The sequence below is a fragment of the Altererythrobacter epoxidivorans genome, assembly GCF_001281485.1.
GTDB lineage: Bacteria > Pseudomonadota > Alphaproteobacteria > Sphingomonadales > Sphingomonadaceae > Erythrobacter > Erythrobacter epoxidivorans.
This window is the reverse complement of record NZ_CP012669.1, coordinates 2,283,939-2,300,977: the sequence shown is the minus strand read 5'-3', so window position 1 is coordinate 2,300,977 and position 17,039 is coordinate 2,283,939. Positions and strand designations below refer to the sequence as shown.

The following is a 17,039-nucleotide window of genomic DNA, read 5'->3' as shown; positions in this document are numbered from 1 at the left end:
ACTCGCGGTCAAGCGAACAGCGGCGAGGCGAGTCTCAGCTCAACCCGTCAATCGCGGCCCAGCGGGGCCAGTCCAGCCGCTTTGCCGTGTCCTTTGTCATGCCGCCTAGAGCGATGACGGGGATCGCCGTCTTTCGCGCCAACAGGCGGAACCGCACCGGTCCCAGACTGCGTCCGCCCGGATGGGAGGCAGTCGGGAAGACGGGCGATAGCATGATCGCGTCGGCCTCGGCGCGCTCGGCTGCAACGATTTCGGGCCAATTGTGAGCAGTGACGATCTTCAGCAGGGCATTGTCGCGCGGCATAGCGCTGGCGGGGCCATACACGCCATCGGCCAGCCACTTGCGCGCCAGGACGGGGCTACCTGCGAGAATTACCGTGTGATCGTGCCGCCGGGCGAGGTCTCGCAAGGCTGCGAAGCGTGCCTGCCGCTTCGCCATATCCAGATGATAATGCCTGTAAACGAAGGCCGAGCGCCTTGGCAGGCGTGCGATCGCCTGTTCTAGAACGGCATCGTTCCGCTCGTCGGACAGAAGCCATAGCTTCGGCAGGGGCTGGCAGGTCGTCACGCACCCGCTATAGCGCGGCGCCATGGAAAAGGCAGATACCCCGCTTCAAGAAGTCCGCACCAATATCGCGAAGGCGTGCAAGGCCTCGCGCCGCGAGCCGGGCGACATCACCCTGATCGCGGTGAGCAAGACCCATTCCACGCAGGCGATTATGCCATTGCTGGAAGAGGGGCAGCGGGTCTTTGGCGAAAACCGCGTCCAGGAAGCGCAGGACAAATGGCCTTCGCTGCGCGAGCGTTATCCCGATGTCGAACTGCACCTGATCGGCCAGCTGCAATCGAACAAGGCGGACGATGCCGTAGCGCTGTTCGATTGCATCCACTCGCTCGACCGGCCCAGCCTGCTGAAGGCGCTTGCCAAGGCGATGGACAAGGCGGACCGCCGCGTGCCCTGTTTCATCCAGGTCAACATCGGTAGCGAGGTACAGAAGGGCGGCTGCCCAATCGACCAGCTTCCCGCATTGCTAGCGTCGGCCCGCGATGCGAACCTTCCGATTGCCGGACTGATGTGTATTCCGCCTGCCGATATCGAGCCTGCCCCGTTCTTCGCATTGCTGGCAAACCTAGCGAAAGACAACGGTCTCGAAGGGCTGAGCATGGGGATGAGCGGGGACTATGAAACCGCCGTCATGCTGGGCGCAACGCACATCCGCGTCGGCACGGCCCTGTTCGGCGGACGTTCCTAGGCCTCTGTTTCCAGCGCAGCCAGTTCCAGTTGCGAAAAGGCGCGTGAGCGGACGAGAAATCGCCGCTCCGTCCCGTTGTCCAGGCTGAACATGCCGCCCCGCCCCGATACTGCATCGAGGATCAGCTGGGTGTGCTTCCACGCTTCGAACTGGAGGCCGCCGATATAGACCGGCGTCCCATCGATCCGGCCGAGCAGCACGTCGCGCTCACCGATCCGGAATTCTTCCCGCGGATAGCACATCGGGCTCGACCCGTCGCAGCAGCCACCCGACTGGTGGATCAGCACGTCTCCGTGCCGGTCCACGATCTGCGCCAGCAATTCGCGTGCTGCGTCAGTCGCGGTAACTCGGGGCGGGGCGGTCATGTTCAGAAGCCTATCGAAAAGCTGCCCACGAGGCGAGCGTCGGCGAGCGTGCCGAAGGCGCCGGTATCGGTGTCGTGGTAGCGGATATCGACATTGGCTCCGGGCAATACCGCATAGGACAGGCCGGCGTTCCAGGTCAGATAGTCGCCGCCGGCGGAAATCCACTGATGCCCGACCGCGCCCGACATGCTCAGCTTGTCGCCCAGGGGTTGGCGCATGTTCGCTTCGGCATAGAAGCCGTCGTCATCGGTGCCGAAATAGTCGGGGGTCCAGTAGCCTGCCACGCCGACGCCGGTCTTGCCGATGCTGGATGACAAGGCAGCCTTTATCTCGACCGTGTCGATATCGACCGGGCTATCGATATAGCCGTAGCGGACGACGCCGACGTCGAGAGCGGTCTTGCCGCCCAGCGGCAGGACATAACCCGCCCACAGGTCGTATTCCTGGTCGATACCGGGAAAATCGACATTCTCGGTCCCCGCACCGGCATAAAACCCGCCGGCCTTGATCGAAACGGCGGCAAAGACGGCGGGATCCTCGGCGCTCTGGCTGATGCCGCGGAAAACGTAGTCGGTTGCGGCTGCCAGGCTGAAGGATACGTCCATACCCGAAGCGTCTTCGACCGGGTCGGCTGCGGGCGGGCCGCTCGATTCGTTCATGCTGTCCTGCGCAGATGCAGGCGCAGCGGCGATCATCGCCAGTCCGGCCAGCGAAGCGGTGAGCAAGCGTTTCATAAGAGAGCCTCCCATCATTCGGGCATTGTTGATGGCGCGCGACATCGCACCCGATCGTCGTCGCGCGAAAAAATTCCTGGTTGTGCGATTGGGTGGGGTGTTCGACCCGGCGGCTATGGAGAGAGGAGGTGCCGCCGGGCCGAGATGCGACCCTTAGAAGAAGCCGAGCTTCTTCGGGTTGTAGCTGACGAGCATGTTCTTGGTTTGCTGATAATGCTCGAGCATCTTGAGGTGGTTTTCACGGCCGATGCCCGACTGCTTGTAGCCGCCGAAGGCAGCGTGTGCCGGATAGGCGTGGTAGCAATTGGTCCAGACTCGGCCTGCCTCGATGGCGCGGCCGAAGCGGTAGCAGGTGTTGGCATCGCGGCTCCACACGCCCGCGCCGAGGCCATACAGCGTGTCGTTGGCGATCTGCAGCGCTTCTTCGTGATCCTTGAAGGTGGTGACGGAAACGACCGGGCCGAAAATCTCTTCCTGGAAGATCCGCATCCGGTTGTTGCCCCTGAAGACGGTCGGCTGGACGTAATAGCCGTCGGCCAGTTCGCCTTCGAACTTTGCGGCGCCGCCGCCAGTCAGCAGCTCGGCACCTTCCTGCTTGCCAATGTCGATGTAGGACAGGATCTTTTCCTGCTGTTCGCTGCTGGCCTGCGCACCGATCATGGTTTCAAGGTCGAGCGGGTTGCCCGCCTTGATCGCCTCGACCCGCGCAATGGCGCGTTCCATGAAACGGTCGTAGATGCTTTCGTGGATCAGCGCGCGGCTCGGGCAGGTGCAGACTTCCCCCTGGTTGAGCGCGAACATCACGAAGCCTTCGATCGCCTTGTCGAAGTAGTCGTCGTCCTCGCGGGTGACATCCTCGAAGAAGATGTTGGGGCTCTTGCCGCCGAGTTCCAGCGTCACCGGGATCAGGTTCTCGCTGGCATATTGCATGATCAGCCGGCCGGTCGTCGTCTCGCCGGTAAAGGCGATCTTGGCGATGCGGTTGCTGCTGGCGAGCGGCTTGCCCGCTTCGAGGCCGAAGCCGTTGACGACGTTGAGCACGCCATTGGGCAGCAGGTCGCCGATGATCTCGAGCCAGACCATGATCGACGCAGGGGTCTGCTCTGCCGGTTTCAGCACGACGCAGTTACCCGCCGCCAGTGCCGGGGCGAGCTTCCATGCGGCCATCAGGATGGGGAAATTCCACGGAATGATCTGTCCGACCACGCCCAGTGGCTCGTGAAAGTGATAGGCAACCGTATCGTGGTCGATTTCCGAAATGCCGCCTTCCTGTGCGCGGATCGTGCCGGCGAAATAACGGAAGTGATCGATCGCCAGCGGAATGTCCGCAGCCATGGTTTCACGCAAAGGTTTGCCATTGTCCCAGGTCTCGGCGATCGCGAGCTTCTCGAGATTTTCTTCCATGCGGTCGGCGATGCGATTGAGGATCAGCGCGCGTTCTGCCGGGCTCGAGCGGCCCCAGCCCTGCTTCGCCGCATGGGCAGCGTCGAGCGCGGCCTCGATATCGACCGCCTGGCTGCGGGCGATCTTGCCGACCGGCTTGCCTGTGACAGGGGAGATATTGTCGAAGTAGCGGCCGTCCTTGGGTGCGGTCCACTTGCCGCCGATGAAGTTGTCGTACTTCTCGGCAAAGGGTGCCGTCATGCTGGCGGCAGGGCTTGTCTGAATGTCCATTCCATCAACCTCTCGTTTGTCGCCGGGGTATCCCGGTCGTGAGAGTAAGGATGAAGCGCGCGCCGATTTTCACAATCCGGGCGCAGCAGAGGAGTCTCGCAACTGTCTCGGGATTGAGACACTTGCCGCCGAAATAAGCGATACTGCTTGGAACAGAGCCCTATTGGCGGGCGATTCCGGCCTTTTCGAGCCTGCGATAGAGGGTTGCGCGACCTATGCCGAGAGCCCGGGCAGCCTTGGTCGCATTGCCCCCGGCCTGAGCGAGGGCGCGGCGCAGGACGGCGCGTTCCGAATCGAGGAAGGATGCCGCGTCGCCTTCTCCCAGCAGCTCTGCCGCAGTCCGGTTGCCGGTCAGGCAGTCGTCGGTGAGACGGAAACGTTTGCGTGCGGCAAGGGTCGCGCCGACCAGCAAATCGTCGCGATCGACGGCGATCAGTGCGGCATCGCCGCCGGGCTCGTTCGTGTCGATGATCCGGTTGCCCGCAAAGTGTCGGTAGAAAACGCCGCGCTCGATCCGGCGGGCCGAGTCCTGAACGATCTTCTGCACCAGCGCAGCCATCGCCTGGCTGTGATCGTCGCGGCAGCTCGAAATATCGAGGGCACCCACCAACCGACCGCGAGCATCGTGGATTGGCGCATCCATGCAGCTAATGCCGATGTTGCGACTGGCAAAATGTTCGTCCCGATGGATGGTCACGGCACGGTCTTCGACAAGGCAGGTTCCGATACCGTTGGTCCCTTCGATGCCCTCGCTCCAGACGCCGCCCGGCGTCAGGCCGACGGCATCGAACATCGCCCGGTCACCGGTCTGGGTGCGTGTTTCCAGGACCACGCCATCGGCATCGGTGAGCATCACGGCACAGCCGGTTGCGGAAACCGTCTGGTAAAGCTGGTCGAGCAAGGGGCGGGCGACCGACAGCATCATGTCGTGGCGCTGGCGCCGAATGGTCAATTCGCTGCCTGTCAGGATCGTAGGGCCGCGCGAATCGTCTGGCGCCAAGCCATGCCTGAGGCCGGACCGGCACCAGCTGGCAGCGACCGGAGAAAGCGCTGCGCTTGATGCCGATTCGAGCACCTGCGCCACAGCCTGTTCGTGTTCTTTCCTCATCCCGCGGCAAATCTACCGCAAAGCGACGGCAAAAGCGAGTTAGCCCAAGGTCGGACTATTCGGCCGGTTCCAGCGCGGCCTGCCGTTCGTCGCTGGCAGCATCGAGCAGGCGCTGCTCGATCTCCTTCAGGCGGGAAGGTGTGGTCACCTTGCTGCCGGTCAGATCGGTGACGTAGAATGTGTCGGCGGCCCGCTCGCCGTAATTGGTGATGTGGGCCGATTGGACCATCAAATTGCTTTCGAACAGCGCCCGCGACAGCCTGTTGAGAAGCGCCGAGCGATCGCGCGCATTGACCTCTATCACGGTGAAGCGGTTCGACGCCTGGTTGTCGAAATTGACGCGCGGTGCGACCTCGAACGCGCCGGCACGGCTGCGCGGTAGCGGGCGCTGTGCCAGCTTGGGCACGAGTTCGATCCTGTTGCCGAGGGCATCGGCGATGGCTTTCTTGAGCCGGTCGATCTGGCCTGCTTCGCGGAACGGCTTGCCCACCGGGTCCTGCACCAGGAAATTGTCGACCGCCCAACCGCTGCGCGCGGTATGGATGCGGGCGTCGATGATGTTCGCCCCGGCCAGCGCAATGCCGCCGGCGATGCGATAGAACAGGCCTGGATGGTCGGCGGCGATGACCGTCACCAGCGTTGCGCCGCGTGCCTCGTAATACTCGCAATGGATCGAGAGCTGGTCCTCGATCTTTCGCGCCACTTCGTACTGGACGAGGTTGAGGGCGATGACGTCCTCGGGCTCGGCGATCCAGTAGGCGTCGTCGAACAGCTTGCCGATGTCCGCTACCAGTCCGGCCCGATCGCCCAACTGCTCCGCGACCGATTCCTTCTTCGCTTCGACACGCTGTTCGCGTCCATGACGCATGTGCCCAAGTCGCAGGCGCTCCTGCGCGGAATCGTAAAGCTCCCCGATCAGCTGGCGTTTCCAGCTGTTCCATGTGCCCGGTCCCACGGCGCGGATGTCGACCACGGTCAGCAGCATCAGGTTGCGCAAGCGTTCGGTGCTCTGCACTTCGCTGACGAAATCCTCGATCGTCTTGGGATCCGTCAGGTCGCGTTTCTGCGCCGTCGCGCTCATCAACAAATGCTGGAGCACAAGCCAGGCGACGAGGTCGGTCTCGGCATCGTCGAGGCCGAAACGCGGGCACAGTTCGCGGGCAACATCAGCCCCCAGGACCGAATGGTCGCCGCCGCGCCCCTTGGCAATGTCGTGCAGCAGGACCGCGACATAGAGCGCCCGCCGCGAAGTGATCTTGTGAATGAGTCCGGTGGAGCGCGGGTGGTCGCCCTTCAGCTCGCCCTTCTCGATCTTCGAAAGCAGGCCGATGGCGCGGATGGTATGCTCGTCGACCGTGTAATGATGGTACATGTCGAACTGCATCTGCGCGTTGACACGGCCAAAGTCGGGCACGAAGCGGCCGAACACGTTCGCCTCGTTCATCCAGCGCAGGACCATCTCGGGATCGTTGCGACCTGACAGCAGGTCGAGGAACAGCGCATTGGCGCGCGGGTTTTCGCGCACGTCATCCTTGATCAGCACGCTGTCGCGGTTGGCGAGGCGCATTGTCTCGGGATGGACTTCGAGACTGTTCTCTTCTGCCAGCTGGAACACTTCGATCAGGCGGATCGGGTCCTTGCGGAACCAGTCGTCCGACGGTGCGGCAATCCGTCCGCCGAACACTCGGTATCCCTTGAGCAGGCGCGATTTCTGCTTCCAGCCGGCGAAGAACCCGCTGCGGGCGCGCTTGTGTTCGAATTCGTCGTCGATGTGGGCGAGGAACACACCTGTCAGGCTGCCGACCCGCTTTGCCTGCAGGAAATAGAACTGCATGAACCGTTCGACCGCGCTCTTGCCCGGGCGATCCTGGAAGTTCATCCGCTCAGCGACGCGCCGCTGCAGGTCGAAGGTCAGCCTGTCCTCCGCGCGCCCCGTAATGAAATGCATGTGGCAGCGCACCGCCAGCAGGAAGCCTTCGGCGCGGCGGAAACCCTTGTATTCCGCTTTTGTCAGCAGGCCCACGTCGACGAGGTCGGCGGCGCTCCTGACGCGGTGGATGTACTTCCCGATCCAGTACAATGTCTGGAGGTCGCGAAGGCCGCCCTTACCATCCTTCACATTGGGTTCGACGACATAGCGACTGTCGCCCATCCGCTTGTGCCGGGCGTTTCGTTCTTCGAGCTTTTCGGCCAGGAACTGGCGTTCGCTGCCCTTGGCGACTTCGGCCCAGAAGCGCACGGAAGTTTCGTCATACAGGGCCCGGTCGCCCCAGACGAAGCGCCCTTCGAGTAGGGCGGTGCGGATCGTCAGGTCCTCACGCGCCATGCGCAACGTGTCGTCGACGGTCCGGCTGGAGTGGCCGACCTTGAGGCCGAGATCCCACAGGAAATAGAGCATCGCCTCGATCACCTGCTCGCACCATGGCGCACGCCGTGTCGGGGTAATGAAGGCGATGTCGACGTCCGAATGCGGCGCCATCTCCGCACGGCCATATCCGCCGACAGCAAGGATGGTCAGCCGTTCGGCCGCGCTACGGTTGGCGACCGGATAGACATGCTCGATCACGAGATCGTGAATGATGCGGACCAGCTGGTCGATCAGGAAGCTCTGGCTGCCGGTGCATAAGTGACCGCGCGAGGGATGCGTTTCCAGTCGCTGCCGGATTTCGGCGCGACCCTGTTCCAGCGCATCTTTCAAAAGTGCAACAATCTCCCCGCGCGCCTGCTGCGCCCCCTTTTCCTTTGCCAGCGCATCGATCTTGCCTGCCAGTTCACGCCGATCGACGATCGCGCGCTGGTTGGGGATGGGGAGATTGTTCACTTCGTCTTACGTGTCCGTAATCTGGTCTTTGTCGGCTGTCTCAGGCCGAGACGGGATTGCCGACATAGGTCCTGCGGACGGTACGCTTGTCGATCTTCTGCGTTCCGAGACGTGGCAGCGGCTTGTCCGACTGCCAGATGTGTTCTTCCAGCGGAACCTTGAACGGCGCGATGCTGGCCAGCAGGAATTCGCGCAGGTCCTCAGGCGAGATGCCGTGGCCGGGCTTCAGGTAGAAAACCGCAGCGGGCACTTCGCCCATCCTGTCGTCCGGAATGCCGAAGACGGAGCATTCGGCGATTGCGTCGTGCGCATAGATCGCTTCCTCCACCTCGATACAGGTGATGTTCTCGCCCCCGCGGATGATGATGTCCTTCTTGCGGTCGACGATATAGACGTAATCGTCTTCGTCGAGGCGGCCGAGGTCGCCGGTGCGGAAATACATATCGTCGGTATAGGCGGCGCGGGTCGCGTCATCATTGTCCCAATAGCCGATGAAATTGCAGACCGAGCGAATGCAGATTTCGCCCACCTGGCCCTGGGGCACAGGCTTCCCGCTATCGTCGAGAATGGCGAGATCGACCAAGGGACGGCTGGCCCTGCCGGTGGAGGAAGGCTTCGCGAGATAGTTCTCGTTGAAGTTCGCGCAGCCCACGCCGTTGGTTTCGGTGAGGCCATAGCCGAGCAGCGGGAAGCCGTCGGGAAAGGCATCGCGGATCTTGTTGACGTGTTCGACCGGGCGGGGGGCGCCACCGGCAGCGAAGCCCGAGCACGAACTGATGTCGTAGTTCTTGCGATCGGGGTGCGTCGCGATCTCGTAGCTCATCAGGGGAACGCCCGCGAAATAGCTGACCTTTTCCTTGTCCATCAGCTTGAGCGCTTCGAGCGCATCCCACTTCGGCATCAGCACCAGTTTCCTGCCGAGCGCTAGGCTCTGAAGGAAAACCGGCACCTCGCCAGTGACGTGGAACAGGGGCACGGCAACCAGCGCGCACGCCTGAGTCGTCGGTGCGCCGCCTTCGCTGCTGTCGAGATAGGTGAAAGCCATGAGCGACTGCATGGCGTAGTTGAGCGCCCCGTGGACCACGCCGCGGTGATCCGACCATGCACCCTTCGACTTGCCGGTCGAACCTGAGGTGTAGAGGATGGTTGCGGGATCTTCCGGTCCGACTTCGGGAAGAGTGACCGTTTCAGGGGCGCCCCAGAACGCGGCCAATCCGTCGGCAGGCGACACGTTGTGCTCGAACAGAACGATTTTCGCGTCGTGGTTCTGACCGTCGAGCCGCTTTGCACGCTGCGCATCGGCGAGCAGGAGCTTGCACCCGACCAGTTCGATCTGGTCGGCCAGTTCCTCACCGCTCGAAAAACCGTTTAGCAGGGTGGCGCAGCCGCCTGCGATCAGCACGCCCATATAGGCGACGATCCAGTTGGCGGAATTGCGTGCCGCAATACCGACGCGGTCGCCGCGGTTCACGCCATGCTCTGCGACCAGGCCGGCGGCAACGTGGCGCGCGGCAACCCAGGTTTCGCCAAAGGTCAGGCGGACGTCGCCATCGACCAGGAAGCAGGCGTCGGAATGTTCGGCGCAGTAATGCGCGAAGTAATGGACCAGGCTCGGCGGAGCATTCTTCAACATCGGCATTTCGACCCCGCCGCGGGTCGTGGGCACCGTTTCGGCCGGGGCATCCGGCGCAGTGAGTGTGTCCATGATCGCGTCAAGCGTCTTGTCGAGCTCGGTAGGCATATTCGGGCGGTCTCCTCTTCCATTTTCGAGCGGCATCGCCACCGTTCATGCGAACGATTTACGTGCCGCCGTTTGCGCAGGCTTCCCCCAAAACCCCTGCTGTGCCAAAAGCCGCGCGACCGGCGTGTCGCAGGCGGCGCGCATAACCATTAGGGGGTTCGCTTCGTGCTGTCACTACTCGCCGCGTCCGGCGTTGCAGAGCCGATTTACTGGGAAAATCTGGGCCTGCGGCCCTATCTTTTCGAGATCGGCACTTTCCAGCTGCGCTACTATTCGCTGGCCTATCTCCTAGGGGTTCTATTCGCCTACTGGCATCTATCCAAGATGATCAAGGCACCGGGCGCGCCCATGGCGCAGCGTCATGCCGACGACCTGTTCTTCTACTGCACCCTCGGCGTCATTTTCGGCGGCCGGCTGGGATATGCGGCGTTCTATACCGGCGGCGATACCGGCAAACCCAGCCTGTTCACCCACTTCACCCCGACCGAGACGGTAAGCTGGGACCTGCTCCGCCTGTGGGATGGGGGCATGAGTTTCCACGGCGGCGTCCTCGGCGTCCTGCTGGCCATCGCATGGGTTGCATGGCGCGGACGTCTCGATTTCCTGCGGGTGTGCGATTACGTCGCGGTCAATGTGCCGTTCGGATACATGCTCGGCCGCATGGCGAACTTCGTCAACGGCGAGCTTTGGGGCCGCCAGACCGATGTGGCGTGGGGCATGATCTTCCCCGGTGGCGGCGATATCGCCCGGCACCCCAGCCAATTGTACCAGGCCGGCCTCGAAGGCGCGCTGCTCTGCATCGTCATGTTGCTGCTGTTCTGGAAAACCCGCGCTCGCTATCGCAAGGGCCTGTTGGTAGGGATATTCACGATCGGCATGGGTATCGGTCGCTTCGTTAACGAATTTTTCCGCGAGCCCGATGCACAACTTGCCGAATTCGCTCGTGAAACCGGACTGTCGATGGGGCAATGGCTGTCAATTCCGCTGATTCTGATTGGGTTGATTGTAACGCTTTACGCCGTGATGCGGCCGCCGCTGGGAAGCGGGGGAGCAAAGCCGGCGGAGGCCTGAGTTCGGGCTGGCGCAAGGGCGCCGGCCTCACGCTGATCGATCCCGAACCGGAACTGAAAGGGGCAGAGGCGAAGGCTGAAGCCCCGCCGAAGCCTGCGCCCGCGAAATCGCCTTCTCCTGCTCCAGCTCCGACACCTGCGCCGAAAGCCGAAGTGACTCCGGCAGAGGACAAGCCGGAGCCCAAAGCCCAATCGAAGTCCGAACCGAAAACCGAGCCAAAGATCGAGGCCAAGGCAGAACCCGCACCGAAGCAGAAGGCTTCTCCGGCACCGACGCCAAAACCGGCTGAAAAGGCAGAGCCCAAAGAAGCCGAGCAGGCGGAACGGGCACCTACCGCGCCAAAGGCTGAGCCGAAGGTCGCAAAGAAAGACACCAAGCCGAAAGCCGATCCCGAGCCGGTCCGCGAGGACAAGAAGCCCGAAGCAAAGGCTGAAGAAGTGCCGGCCGAGAAGCCCGCCAAGAAATCGAAAGAGCCTGCTGCTGAACCAGAGCCGGTAGCCGAAAAGACAGAAGCCGAGACGGCCAAGCCATCGAAGAAGGCAAAGCCTGTCAAGGCCAAGGCGAAGAAACCCGAGGCGAAACCCGCACCGTCGCCCGAACCGCCCAAGCAGGCCGCACGCAAACGCGATGCGTTGAAGCTGAAGGCCGAAGCCGAAGAGGCCCGCAAGGCTCCGGCAAAGCCCAAGGACGAACCCAAGCCTGTCGAGGCGACGGCGGAAAAGCCGAAGCCGCGCAAGCGCCCTCCGCCCAAGCCGGTCGAGGATCCTGCGATCCGTTTCCGCCGCCTGATCCGTGAAACCGGACCGATCAGCCTGGCGCAGTACATGGGCGAATCGAATGCGCTCTATTATTCGAGCCGAGATCCCTTCGGCGAGGAAGGCGACTTCATCACCGCGCCAGAAATCAGCCAGATGTTCGGAGAGCTTATCGGGCTGTGGCTGGCCGACCTATGGGTCCGCGCAGGCCGCCCGCAAAAGGTTCACTACGTCGAACTCGGCCCGGGTCGCGGAACGCTTGCGACCGATGCGCTACGCACGGCTGGCCGCTACGACCTGAAGCCGCAGGTTCATTTCGTCGAAGGGTCGGAGACCCTACGCGAAATCCAGAGCGAGGCGGTTCCCGGCGTGATCCATCATCACGATCTTTCGACCGTCCCCGAAGACGGCCCGATCCTGCTCGTCGCCAACGAATTTTTCGACGCGCTCCCGATCCACCAGCTGCTACGCGCCGCACAGGGCTGGACCGAACGGATGGTCGGCCTCGATGGCGAACGCTTCGTCTTCGTCGGCGGGGACAAGCCGATGGATTCGATCGTCCCGTCCGGCTGGAAAAGCGCGCCGCAGGGCACGCTGATCGAAACAAGCCCGGCGGCAGCGGCAATCATGTCGGAGCTTGCCGATCGGCTGGTCGCGCAGGGCGGCGCAGCACTGGTGATCGATTACGGCGGGCTGGAACACCGTGCCGGATCGAGCCTGCAGGCATTGAAGGCGCACAAGAAAGTCGATCCGCTCGCCATGCCGGGTCAGGCCGACATCACCGCCCATGTCGATTTCGAAATGCTGGGCCAGGTCGCAAAGCGCCAGGGTGCGAAGCTGATGGGCACGGTCATGCAGGGCGACTGGCTCACCTCGCTCGGTATCGAGACCCGCGCCGAAGCCTTGCAGCGAAAGGAGCCTGCACAGGCTGCGGTCGTCGCCCGGCAGAAGGACAGGCTGATCTCAGAAAGCGAGATGGGCCTGCTGTTCAAGGTCATGGGGGTCGCCGCGCCCGACTGGCCCGATGGCGTCGGCTTCTAGCTAAAGCCCGATTTTTCCGGCCAGCCAGCGTGCCGCTTGTGCCGGGGTGCGCTTGTCCTCGTCGCGATCGACCATCAGGTTCGCCTCGCGCATCAGGGCAACATCGACGCGCCCGATGACGGGGCGCAATGTTTCCAGCAGGACGTCATCTGTGCGGGCCTCGGGCCCGACCAGCACAATGGCATCATAGTTCGGGAATGCGCGGCGCGGATCATCAAGGACTGCAAGCTGGTCGGCCACGATCCTGCCGTCCGAGGTGTATGCGCTGATAACGTCCGCCTCGCCCGACTTCAGCGCATTGTACATGAATGTCGGCGCGAAATTGCGCTGTGTTCCGAACCGCAGGCCATAGGCATCGCGGACCGCGATCCATTCGGGCCTTTCGAAAAATTCCGGATCGCCGCCAATCGTAAGACTTGGGGCAATCCGGACGAGATCGTCGATCGAGGTCAGTTCGCGCCGGTCCGCCAGATCCTGCGTCACGGCGAGGCCATAGGCGTTTTCGAAGCCCATGCGACCCAGCATGAGCGTGCCCGACATCTGTTCTTCCCACTCCGCAATCTCGGCAATCATGGCGTCACGCTCCGGATTGTCGGTGCGCTTCATCATATTGGCCCAGATCGTTCCGGTGTAATCGACCAGGATATCGATCTCGTTCGTGGTTACCGCACTGTGCGCGACTGCAGAACCCAGGCCGTCCCGGTATTCGACTGCGTAGCCTCGATCCTCCAGCCGCTGACCGATCAGCCGGGCAAGGATGTATTGCTCCGAAAATCCCTTCGCGCCGATGACGACCCTGTCTTCGGGCCGGTCGGGTCCGAATTGCGCCCACAAAGCACCGCCGATGCCAAGCGCGATCGCAAGGAGGCCCGCAGCAACCAGGCCCTTCTTCCGCTGCTTGAGACCGGATTCGACCAGGCCGAGGAGGTTGTCCGCAAGCAAGGCGAGGCCAGCCGATGCGAGACAGCCCGCCAGCACGAGCGCCCAGTTCTGCGTCTGAAGCCCGGCAAAAATCGGATCGCCAAGGCTCTTTTGCCCGATGGTCGTGGCGAGCGTCGCGGCTCCGATGGTCCAGACCGCAGCGGTCCTGATCCCGGCCATGATAAAGGGCGCCGACAGGGGCGCTTCGACAAGGACGAGCTTCTGCCACTGGCTCATCCCCACACCGTCTGCCGCCTCGAGCACGCCGGGGTCGAGATTGGCCTGGGCGGTCACGGCATTTCGCAGGATCGGCAGCAGCGCGTAAAGCGCCAGGGCGAGGAGCGCTGGCAGGAAGCCGAGCGTTGGCAATCCTTCCCCGAATACGGCGCGCAGGGACAGCAGGATCGGGAAGAACAGCGCGAGCAGTGCCAGCGCCGGAATGGTCTGCACGAGGCTCGCAAGACCCAGAGAAATCCGGGCAACGGCGGGCGAGCGGGCGGCCCAGATCGCCAATGGCAGTGCAACCATGACGCCGAGCGCTATGGCCGAGGCAGACAGGAGGACATGGGCCGAAAGCTCGTCACCCAATCCGGCAAGCGTTTCGATAAAGCCGCTCATAGGCCAGCGCCCCGATCGCGAAGCGCCGCGAGCTTTTCGGCCTGCGCACGTGGTACGGCGACAAGACCTTGCGCAACATCTCCGCCGTTTCCGGCTAGCAGCGATTGCGGAGTTTCGTCGGCGACGATTGCGCCTCCCTCCATGACGATCACCCGGTCGGCGAGCAGCAGCGCCTCTGCCATGTCGTGCGTGACCATGATGGTGGTGAGGCCGAGTTCCTCGTGCAACTTGCGCACCCTTACGCCCAGGGCATCGCGTGTTATGGGGTCGAGCGCGCCGAAGGGTTCATCCATCAGCAGGAGATCAGGAGAGTTGGCGAGCGCGCGGGCGACCCCGACCCTTTGCCGCTGACCGCCGGAAAGCTCGTCGGGCATGCGCCTTGCCATGTCCGGCTCCAGCTCGACCAGTTCGAGCAGTTCGGCAATCCGCGTTTCGGCCAGCTTGTCTCCTGAAATACGCGGCCCGATGCCGATGTTTTCCGCCACGGTCATGTGAGGGAACAGGCCGATCCCCTGGAACACATATCCGATCCTGCGGCGCAATCGCGACGGCGAGAGCTCGCCCACATCAGTCCCGTCGAACAGGACGCGCCCCGCTGACGGGGTCGCCAGCAGGTTGATCATCTTGAGTAGGGTGGATTTCCCTGCGCCCGATGCCCCTACCAGCGCAACGAAGCTTCCCGGCTCGATCGCGGTGTCGACACCGGCCACAGCCAAGGTATCGCCAAATCGCTTTGCCACTCCCTCGAAAGAGACAAGCGGCTGGGCAGGCGGGGCTGGGATTTCGGAAATCGGTCGTTCTGCCCTGTGATCCGGCTACTCGTTCGGGCCGACATAGGTGACACGGCGAAGCTCGACAGTCTTGTCGCTATCGCTGGTCGTGCGCATCGTGCCGTCTTTCGCGAGTGCTTCATTGTCCCAACACTCGCCGCGCTTGTCGTCCTCGGCGGGCTCGAAGCAGATGCGCCCTGCCGAAACCTCTTCCCAGGTGCCGCTCTGGAGCGGCTCGCCGTTCTTGAAATCGCGATAGGTTCCGTCGTCGTCGAGGTAGGTCGTGTAAACCGCGCCGTCTTCTCCGTCGACGCGCCACGCGGTTCGTTCGAGATCGGCCGGGGGCGTTTCATCGCTACCGCCAGTGTCGCCGGCATTGTCTTCGGTAGCTGCCGCCACATCGGTTGTGTCCTCTGTGACTACCGAACCGTCAGCGCCCTCCTCTGGCGCCGAGCAGGCCGTGATGCACAATGCAGCGCAAGCGAGAAGGATGGTACGACGCATTTTGGACTCCCTGAACCGGTTCGAAGCCTAGCTTGACCGCATCAGAAGGCCAAGGGGATAGGGATCTGCGATCAGCCCTGCTTCTCTTTCAGGCGGGCGAGCGGCAGCGTCATCGTCACCTTCAGGCCATCTTCGTCCCAGTCGCGCTCGATCGATCCGCCAAGCTGCGCGCTGACCGCGGTGTCGATCAGGCGTGCACCGAAGCTTGTCGTTTCAGGCGCGCCAACTTTCGGACCGCCGTTTTCGCGCCATTCGATCGCCAGTTTCTCGCCATCGTCGCTGGAACTGATCGCGACCGTTCCACCATCGACGGAGAGCGCGCCATATTTCGACGCATTTGTCGCCAGCTCGTGAAACACCAGCGCAACCGGCGTTGCGATGCGCGATGCGATCGGAATGCTGTCGCCGGTGATCGCGATCCGCTGACCTGCCTTGTCCTGGTATGGTGCCATCAGCACATCGACCAGTTCGAGGAAATCGTCGCCGCTCTGGTTGTCGAACGGGCGGACGAAGTCGTGTGCCCTTGCCAGCGTGCGGATGGTTTCGTTGATCTCTTTCGCGAAATTGGAAAGTTCTTCCGATCCCCGCGCGCGCAGGGAAATCAGGCCCGAGACGACCGCGAAGATGTTCTTGATCCGGTGCGACAGCTCGTTGGCGACCAGCTCACGCGCTTCGCCCAGGCGGTGATTGTTATCGATGTCTGTGACGGTGCCGAACCAGCCGCTGACCTCTCCATCCTCTCCCTTCAAGGGAACGGCGCGGGAGAGCATCCAGACATATTCCCCGTCACCCCTGCGCAGCCTGTATTCTGCTTCGTGCGGATGGCCGTTCGCGCGCGAGTTGTCCCATTCGCCCATGATCCGGTCCTGTTCGTCGGGATGCAGGCTCTCGATGAACATGTCTTGGTAGATCACGCCCGGCTCGCGCCCGGTGAACTCGTAATAGCGCTGGTTGAAATAGAGCGGGAAACCGCTGCTGTCGGCAGACCAGGCAATGTCCGGAATACTGTCGGCCAGCTTCTGGAACTGGGCCTCGCTACGACGCAGCTGCATGCCGGCAGTTCGCAATCCGCGATGGGTATAAAGCCGCTGCATGACCGAATCCGCTAGCAGCTCCAACCCTTCGCGTTGGAAATCGCTCAACCCTTCGGGCCGCGGCTTGTAGTCGATGACGCAGAGCGAGCCGAGCGGCGCACCCTCGGGCGAAACCAGCGGCGCCCCGGCGTAGAACCGGATGTGCGGTTCACCGACGACAAGGGGGAAATCCTTGAACACGGGATGCTCTGTCGCATCGGTGACAACCATGGTTTCGGCACCCAGCATGGCATGGGCGCAGAAGCTGGTCGAACGCGGTGTCTCGGTTGCTTCGAGCCCTTCGCGGACGAGGAAACGCTGCCGCTCCAGTTCGACGAGGCTGACGAGGCAGGTCGGCGTTTCGCACAGGCGCGCTGCAAACTTGGCAATCCTGGCCAGTTCGGCATCGCCTTCCAACTGGTCGAAACCATAGCTCGCCATGACGGCCAGGCGATTGTCTTCTCCGCACAGGGAATCGACCGGCGCTTTCCCACGCGGCCAAAGCTTTAAATCGTGATTTAGGAGTGCGTTACCCATCGGAGGGGCGCCATACACGATCAGGGAAGTTGCTCAAACCCCGCTTCTGCCGG

The 17,039-nt window shown here is 62.9% G+C and carries 14 protein-coding genes; 3 read left to right on the top strand and 11 right to left on the bottom strand.

The genetic code is table 11. The features are described 5' to 3' along the window. Window positions 1–34 precede the first annotated feature (34 nt). Complete coding sequence (locus AMC99_RS11375) at window positions 35–568, bottom strand: thiamine phosphate synthase (RefSeq protein WP_338021445.1); 534 nt, start codon at window positions 566–568, stop codon at window positions 35–37. A gap of 22 nt (window positions 569–590) precedes the next feature. On the opposite strand from AMC99_RS11375, the gene AMC99_RS11370 reads away from it, so the two are divergent. Next, a complete protein-coding gene (locus AMC99_RS11370; RefSeq protein ID WP_061926642.1) occupies window positions 591–1,253 on the top strand; it encodes a YggS family pyridoxal phosphate-dependent enzyme in 663 nt (220 codons plus the stop codon). Here AMC99_RS11370 and AMC99_RS11365 read toward each other — a convergent pair. The 6 genes from AMC99_RS11365 to AMC99_RS11340 form a co-directional block, all read right to left on the bottom strand. Then, the gene (locus AMC99_RS11365; protein WP_061926641.1) at window positions 1,250–1,618 is read right to left on the bottom strand and encodes a DUF779 domain-containing protein; all 369 of its coding nucleotides are present in this window, start codon (window positions 1,616–1,618) and stop codon (window positions 1,250–1,252) included. The genes AMC99_RS11370 and AMC99_RS11365 overlap by 4 nt on opposite strands. A gap of 2 nt (window positions 1,619–1,620) precedes the next feature. Further along, window positions 1,621–2,352, bottom strand: a complete 732-nt coding sequence (locus AMC99_RS11360) for a TorF family putative porin (protein ID WP_198143526.1) — start codon at window positions 2,350–2,352, stop codon at window positions 1,621–1,623. Between the two features lie 153 nt (window positions 2,353–2,505). Next, window positions 2,506–4,026, bottom strand: a complete 1,521-nt coding sequence (gene adh / locus AMC99_RS11355) for an aldehyde dehydrogenase (RefSeq protein WP_061926637.1) — start codon at window positions 4,024–4,026, stop codon at window positions 2,506–2,508. Window positions 4,027–4,186: 160 nt separating this feature from the next. Beyond that, window positions 4,187–5,134 (bottom strand): GAF domain-containing protein, encoded by a 948-nt coding sequence (locus AMC99_RS11350; RefSeq protein WP_061926634.1) that lies wholly within the window; start codon window positions 5,132–5,134, stop codon window positions 4,187–4,189. Window positions 5,135–5,189: 55 nt separating this feature from the next. Further along, the gene (locus AMC99_RS11345) at window positions 5,190–7,955 is read right to left on the bottom strand and encodes a [protein-PII] uridylyltransferase (protein ID WP_061926632.1); all 2,766 of its coding nucleotides are present in this window, start codon (window positions 7,953–7,955) and stop codon (window positions 5,190–5,192) included. A gap of 40 nt (window positions 7,956–7,995) precedes the next feature. Further along, window positions 7,996–9,696 carry a class I adenylate-forming enzyme family protein gene (locus AMC99_RS11340; RefSeq protein ID WP_061926630.1) on the bottom strand — a complete coding sequence of 567 codons (1,701 nt, stop codon included), beginning with the start codon at window positions 9,694–9,696 and terminating at the stop codon, window positions 7,996–7,998. 165 nt (window positions 9,697–9,861) lie between these two features. On the opposite strand from AMC99_RS11340, the gene lgt reads away from it, so the two are divergent. Together lgt and AMC99_RS14305 are read left to right on the top strand one after the other, a co-directional pair. After that, window positions 9,862–10,767, top strand: coding sequence for a prolipoprotein diacylglyceryl transferase (gene lgt / locus AMC99_RS11335; RefSeq protein ID WP_061926629.1), 906 nt, complete (start codon window positions 9,862–9,864; stop codon window positions 10,765–10,767). Window positions 10,768–10,919: 152 nt separating this feature from the next. Then, window positions 10,920–12,563, top strand: a complete 1,644-nt coding sequence (locus tag AMC99_RS14305; RefSeq protein WP_338021444.1) for a class I SAM-dependent methyltransferase — start codon at window positions 10,920–10,922, stop codon at window positions 12,561–12,563. Here the strand turns inward: AMC99_RS14305 and AMC99_RS11325 are convergent, their stop codons facing one another. The 4 genes from AMC99_RS11325 to AMC99_RS11310 all read right to left on the bottom strand — a co-directional run bounded on the left by AMC99_RS11325 (window position 12,564) and on the right by AMC99_RS11310 (window position 16,986). Next, window positions 12,564–14,102, bottom strand: coding sequence for an ABC transporter permease/substrate-binding protein (locus AMC99_RS11325; RefSeq protein ID WP_061926627.1), 1,539 nt, complete (start codon window positions 14,100–14,102; stop codon window positions 12,564–12,566). Beyond that, a complete protein-coding gene (locus AMC99_RS11320) occupies window positions 14,099–14,842 on the bottom strand; it encodes an ATP-binding cassette domain-containing protein (RefSeq protein ID WP_232301406.1) in 744 nt (247 codons plus the stop codon). The genes AMC99_RS11325 and AMC99_RS11320 overlap by 4 nt, the downstream gene beginning before the upstream one ends. A 75-nt stretch (window positions 14,843–14,917) precedes the next feature. After that, entirely contained in the window at window positions 14,918–15,376 is a 459-nt protein-coding gene (locus tag AMC99_RS11315) for a hypothetical protein (protein ID WP_061926622.1), read from the bottom strand. Between the two features lie 71 nt (window positions 15,377–15,447). Beyond that, entirely contained in the window at window positions 15,448–16,986 is a 1,539-nt protein-coding gene (locus tag AMC99_RS11310) for a PAS domain-containing protein (RefSeq protein WP_061926621.1), read from the bottom strand. Window positions 16,987–17,039 lie beyond the last annotated feature (53 nt).

What these genes read in the sequence shown, in the direction of transcription:
- AMC99_RS11350 (WP_061926634.1), bottom strand. Translation starts at nt 5,134, where the DNA reads ATGAGGAAAGAACACGAACAGGCTGTGGCGCAGGTGCTCGAATCGGCA.
- adh (WP_061926637.1), bottom strand. Translation starts at nt 4,026, where the DNA reads ATGGACATTCAGACAAGCCCTGCCGCCAGCATGACGGCACCCTTTGCC.
- AMC99_RS11370 (WP_061926642.1), top strand. Translation starts at nt 591, where the DNA reads ATGGAAAAGGCAGATACCCCGCTTCAAGAAGTCCGCACCAATATCGCG.
- AMC99_RS11315 (WP_061926622.1), bottom strand. Translation starts at nt 15,376, where the DNA reads ATGCGTCGTACCATCCTTCTCGCTTGCGCTGCATTGTGCATCACGGCC.
- AMC99_RS11360 (WP_198143526.1), bottom strand. Translation starts at nt 2,352, where the DNA reads ATGAAACGCTTGCTCACCGCTTCGCTGGCCGGACTGGCGATGATCGCC.
- AMC99_RS11310 (WP_061926621.1), bottom strand. Translation starts at nt 16,986, where the DNA reads ATGGGTAACGCACTCCTAAATCACGATTTAAAGCTTTGGCCGCGTGGG.
- AMC99_RS11340 (WP_061926630.1), bottom strand. Translation starts at nt 9,696, where the DNA reads ATGCCTACCGAGCTCGACAAGACGCTTGACGCGATCATGGACACACTC.
- AMC99_RS11365 (WP_061926641.1), bottom strand. Translation starts at nt 1,618, where the DNA reads ATGACCGCCCCGCCCCGAGTTACCGCGACTGACGCAGCACGCGAATTG.
- AMC99_RS11325 (WP_061926627.1), bottom strand. Translation starts at nt 14,102, where the DNA reads ATGAGCGGCTTTATCGAAACGCTTGCCGGATTGGGTGACGAGCTTTCG.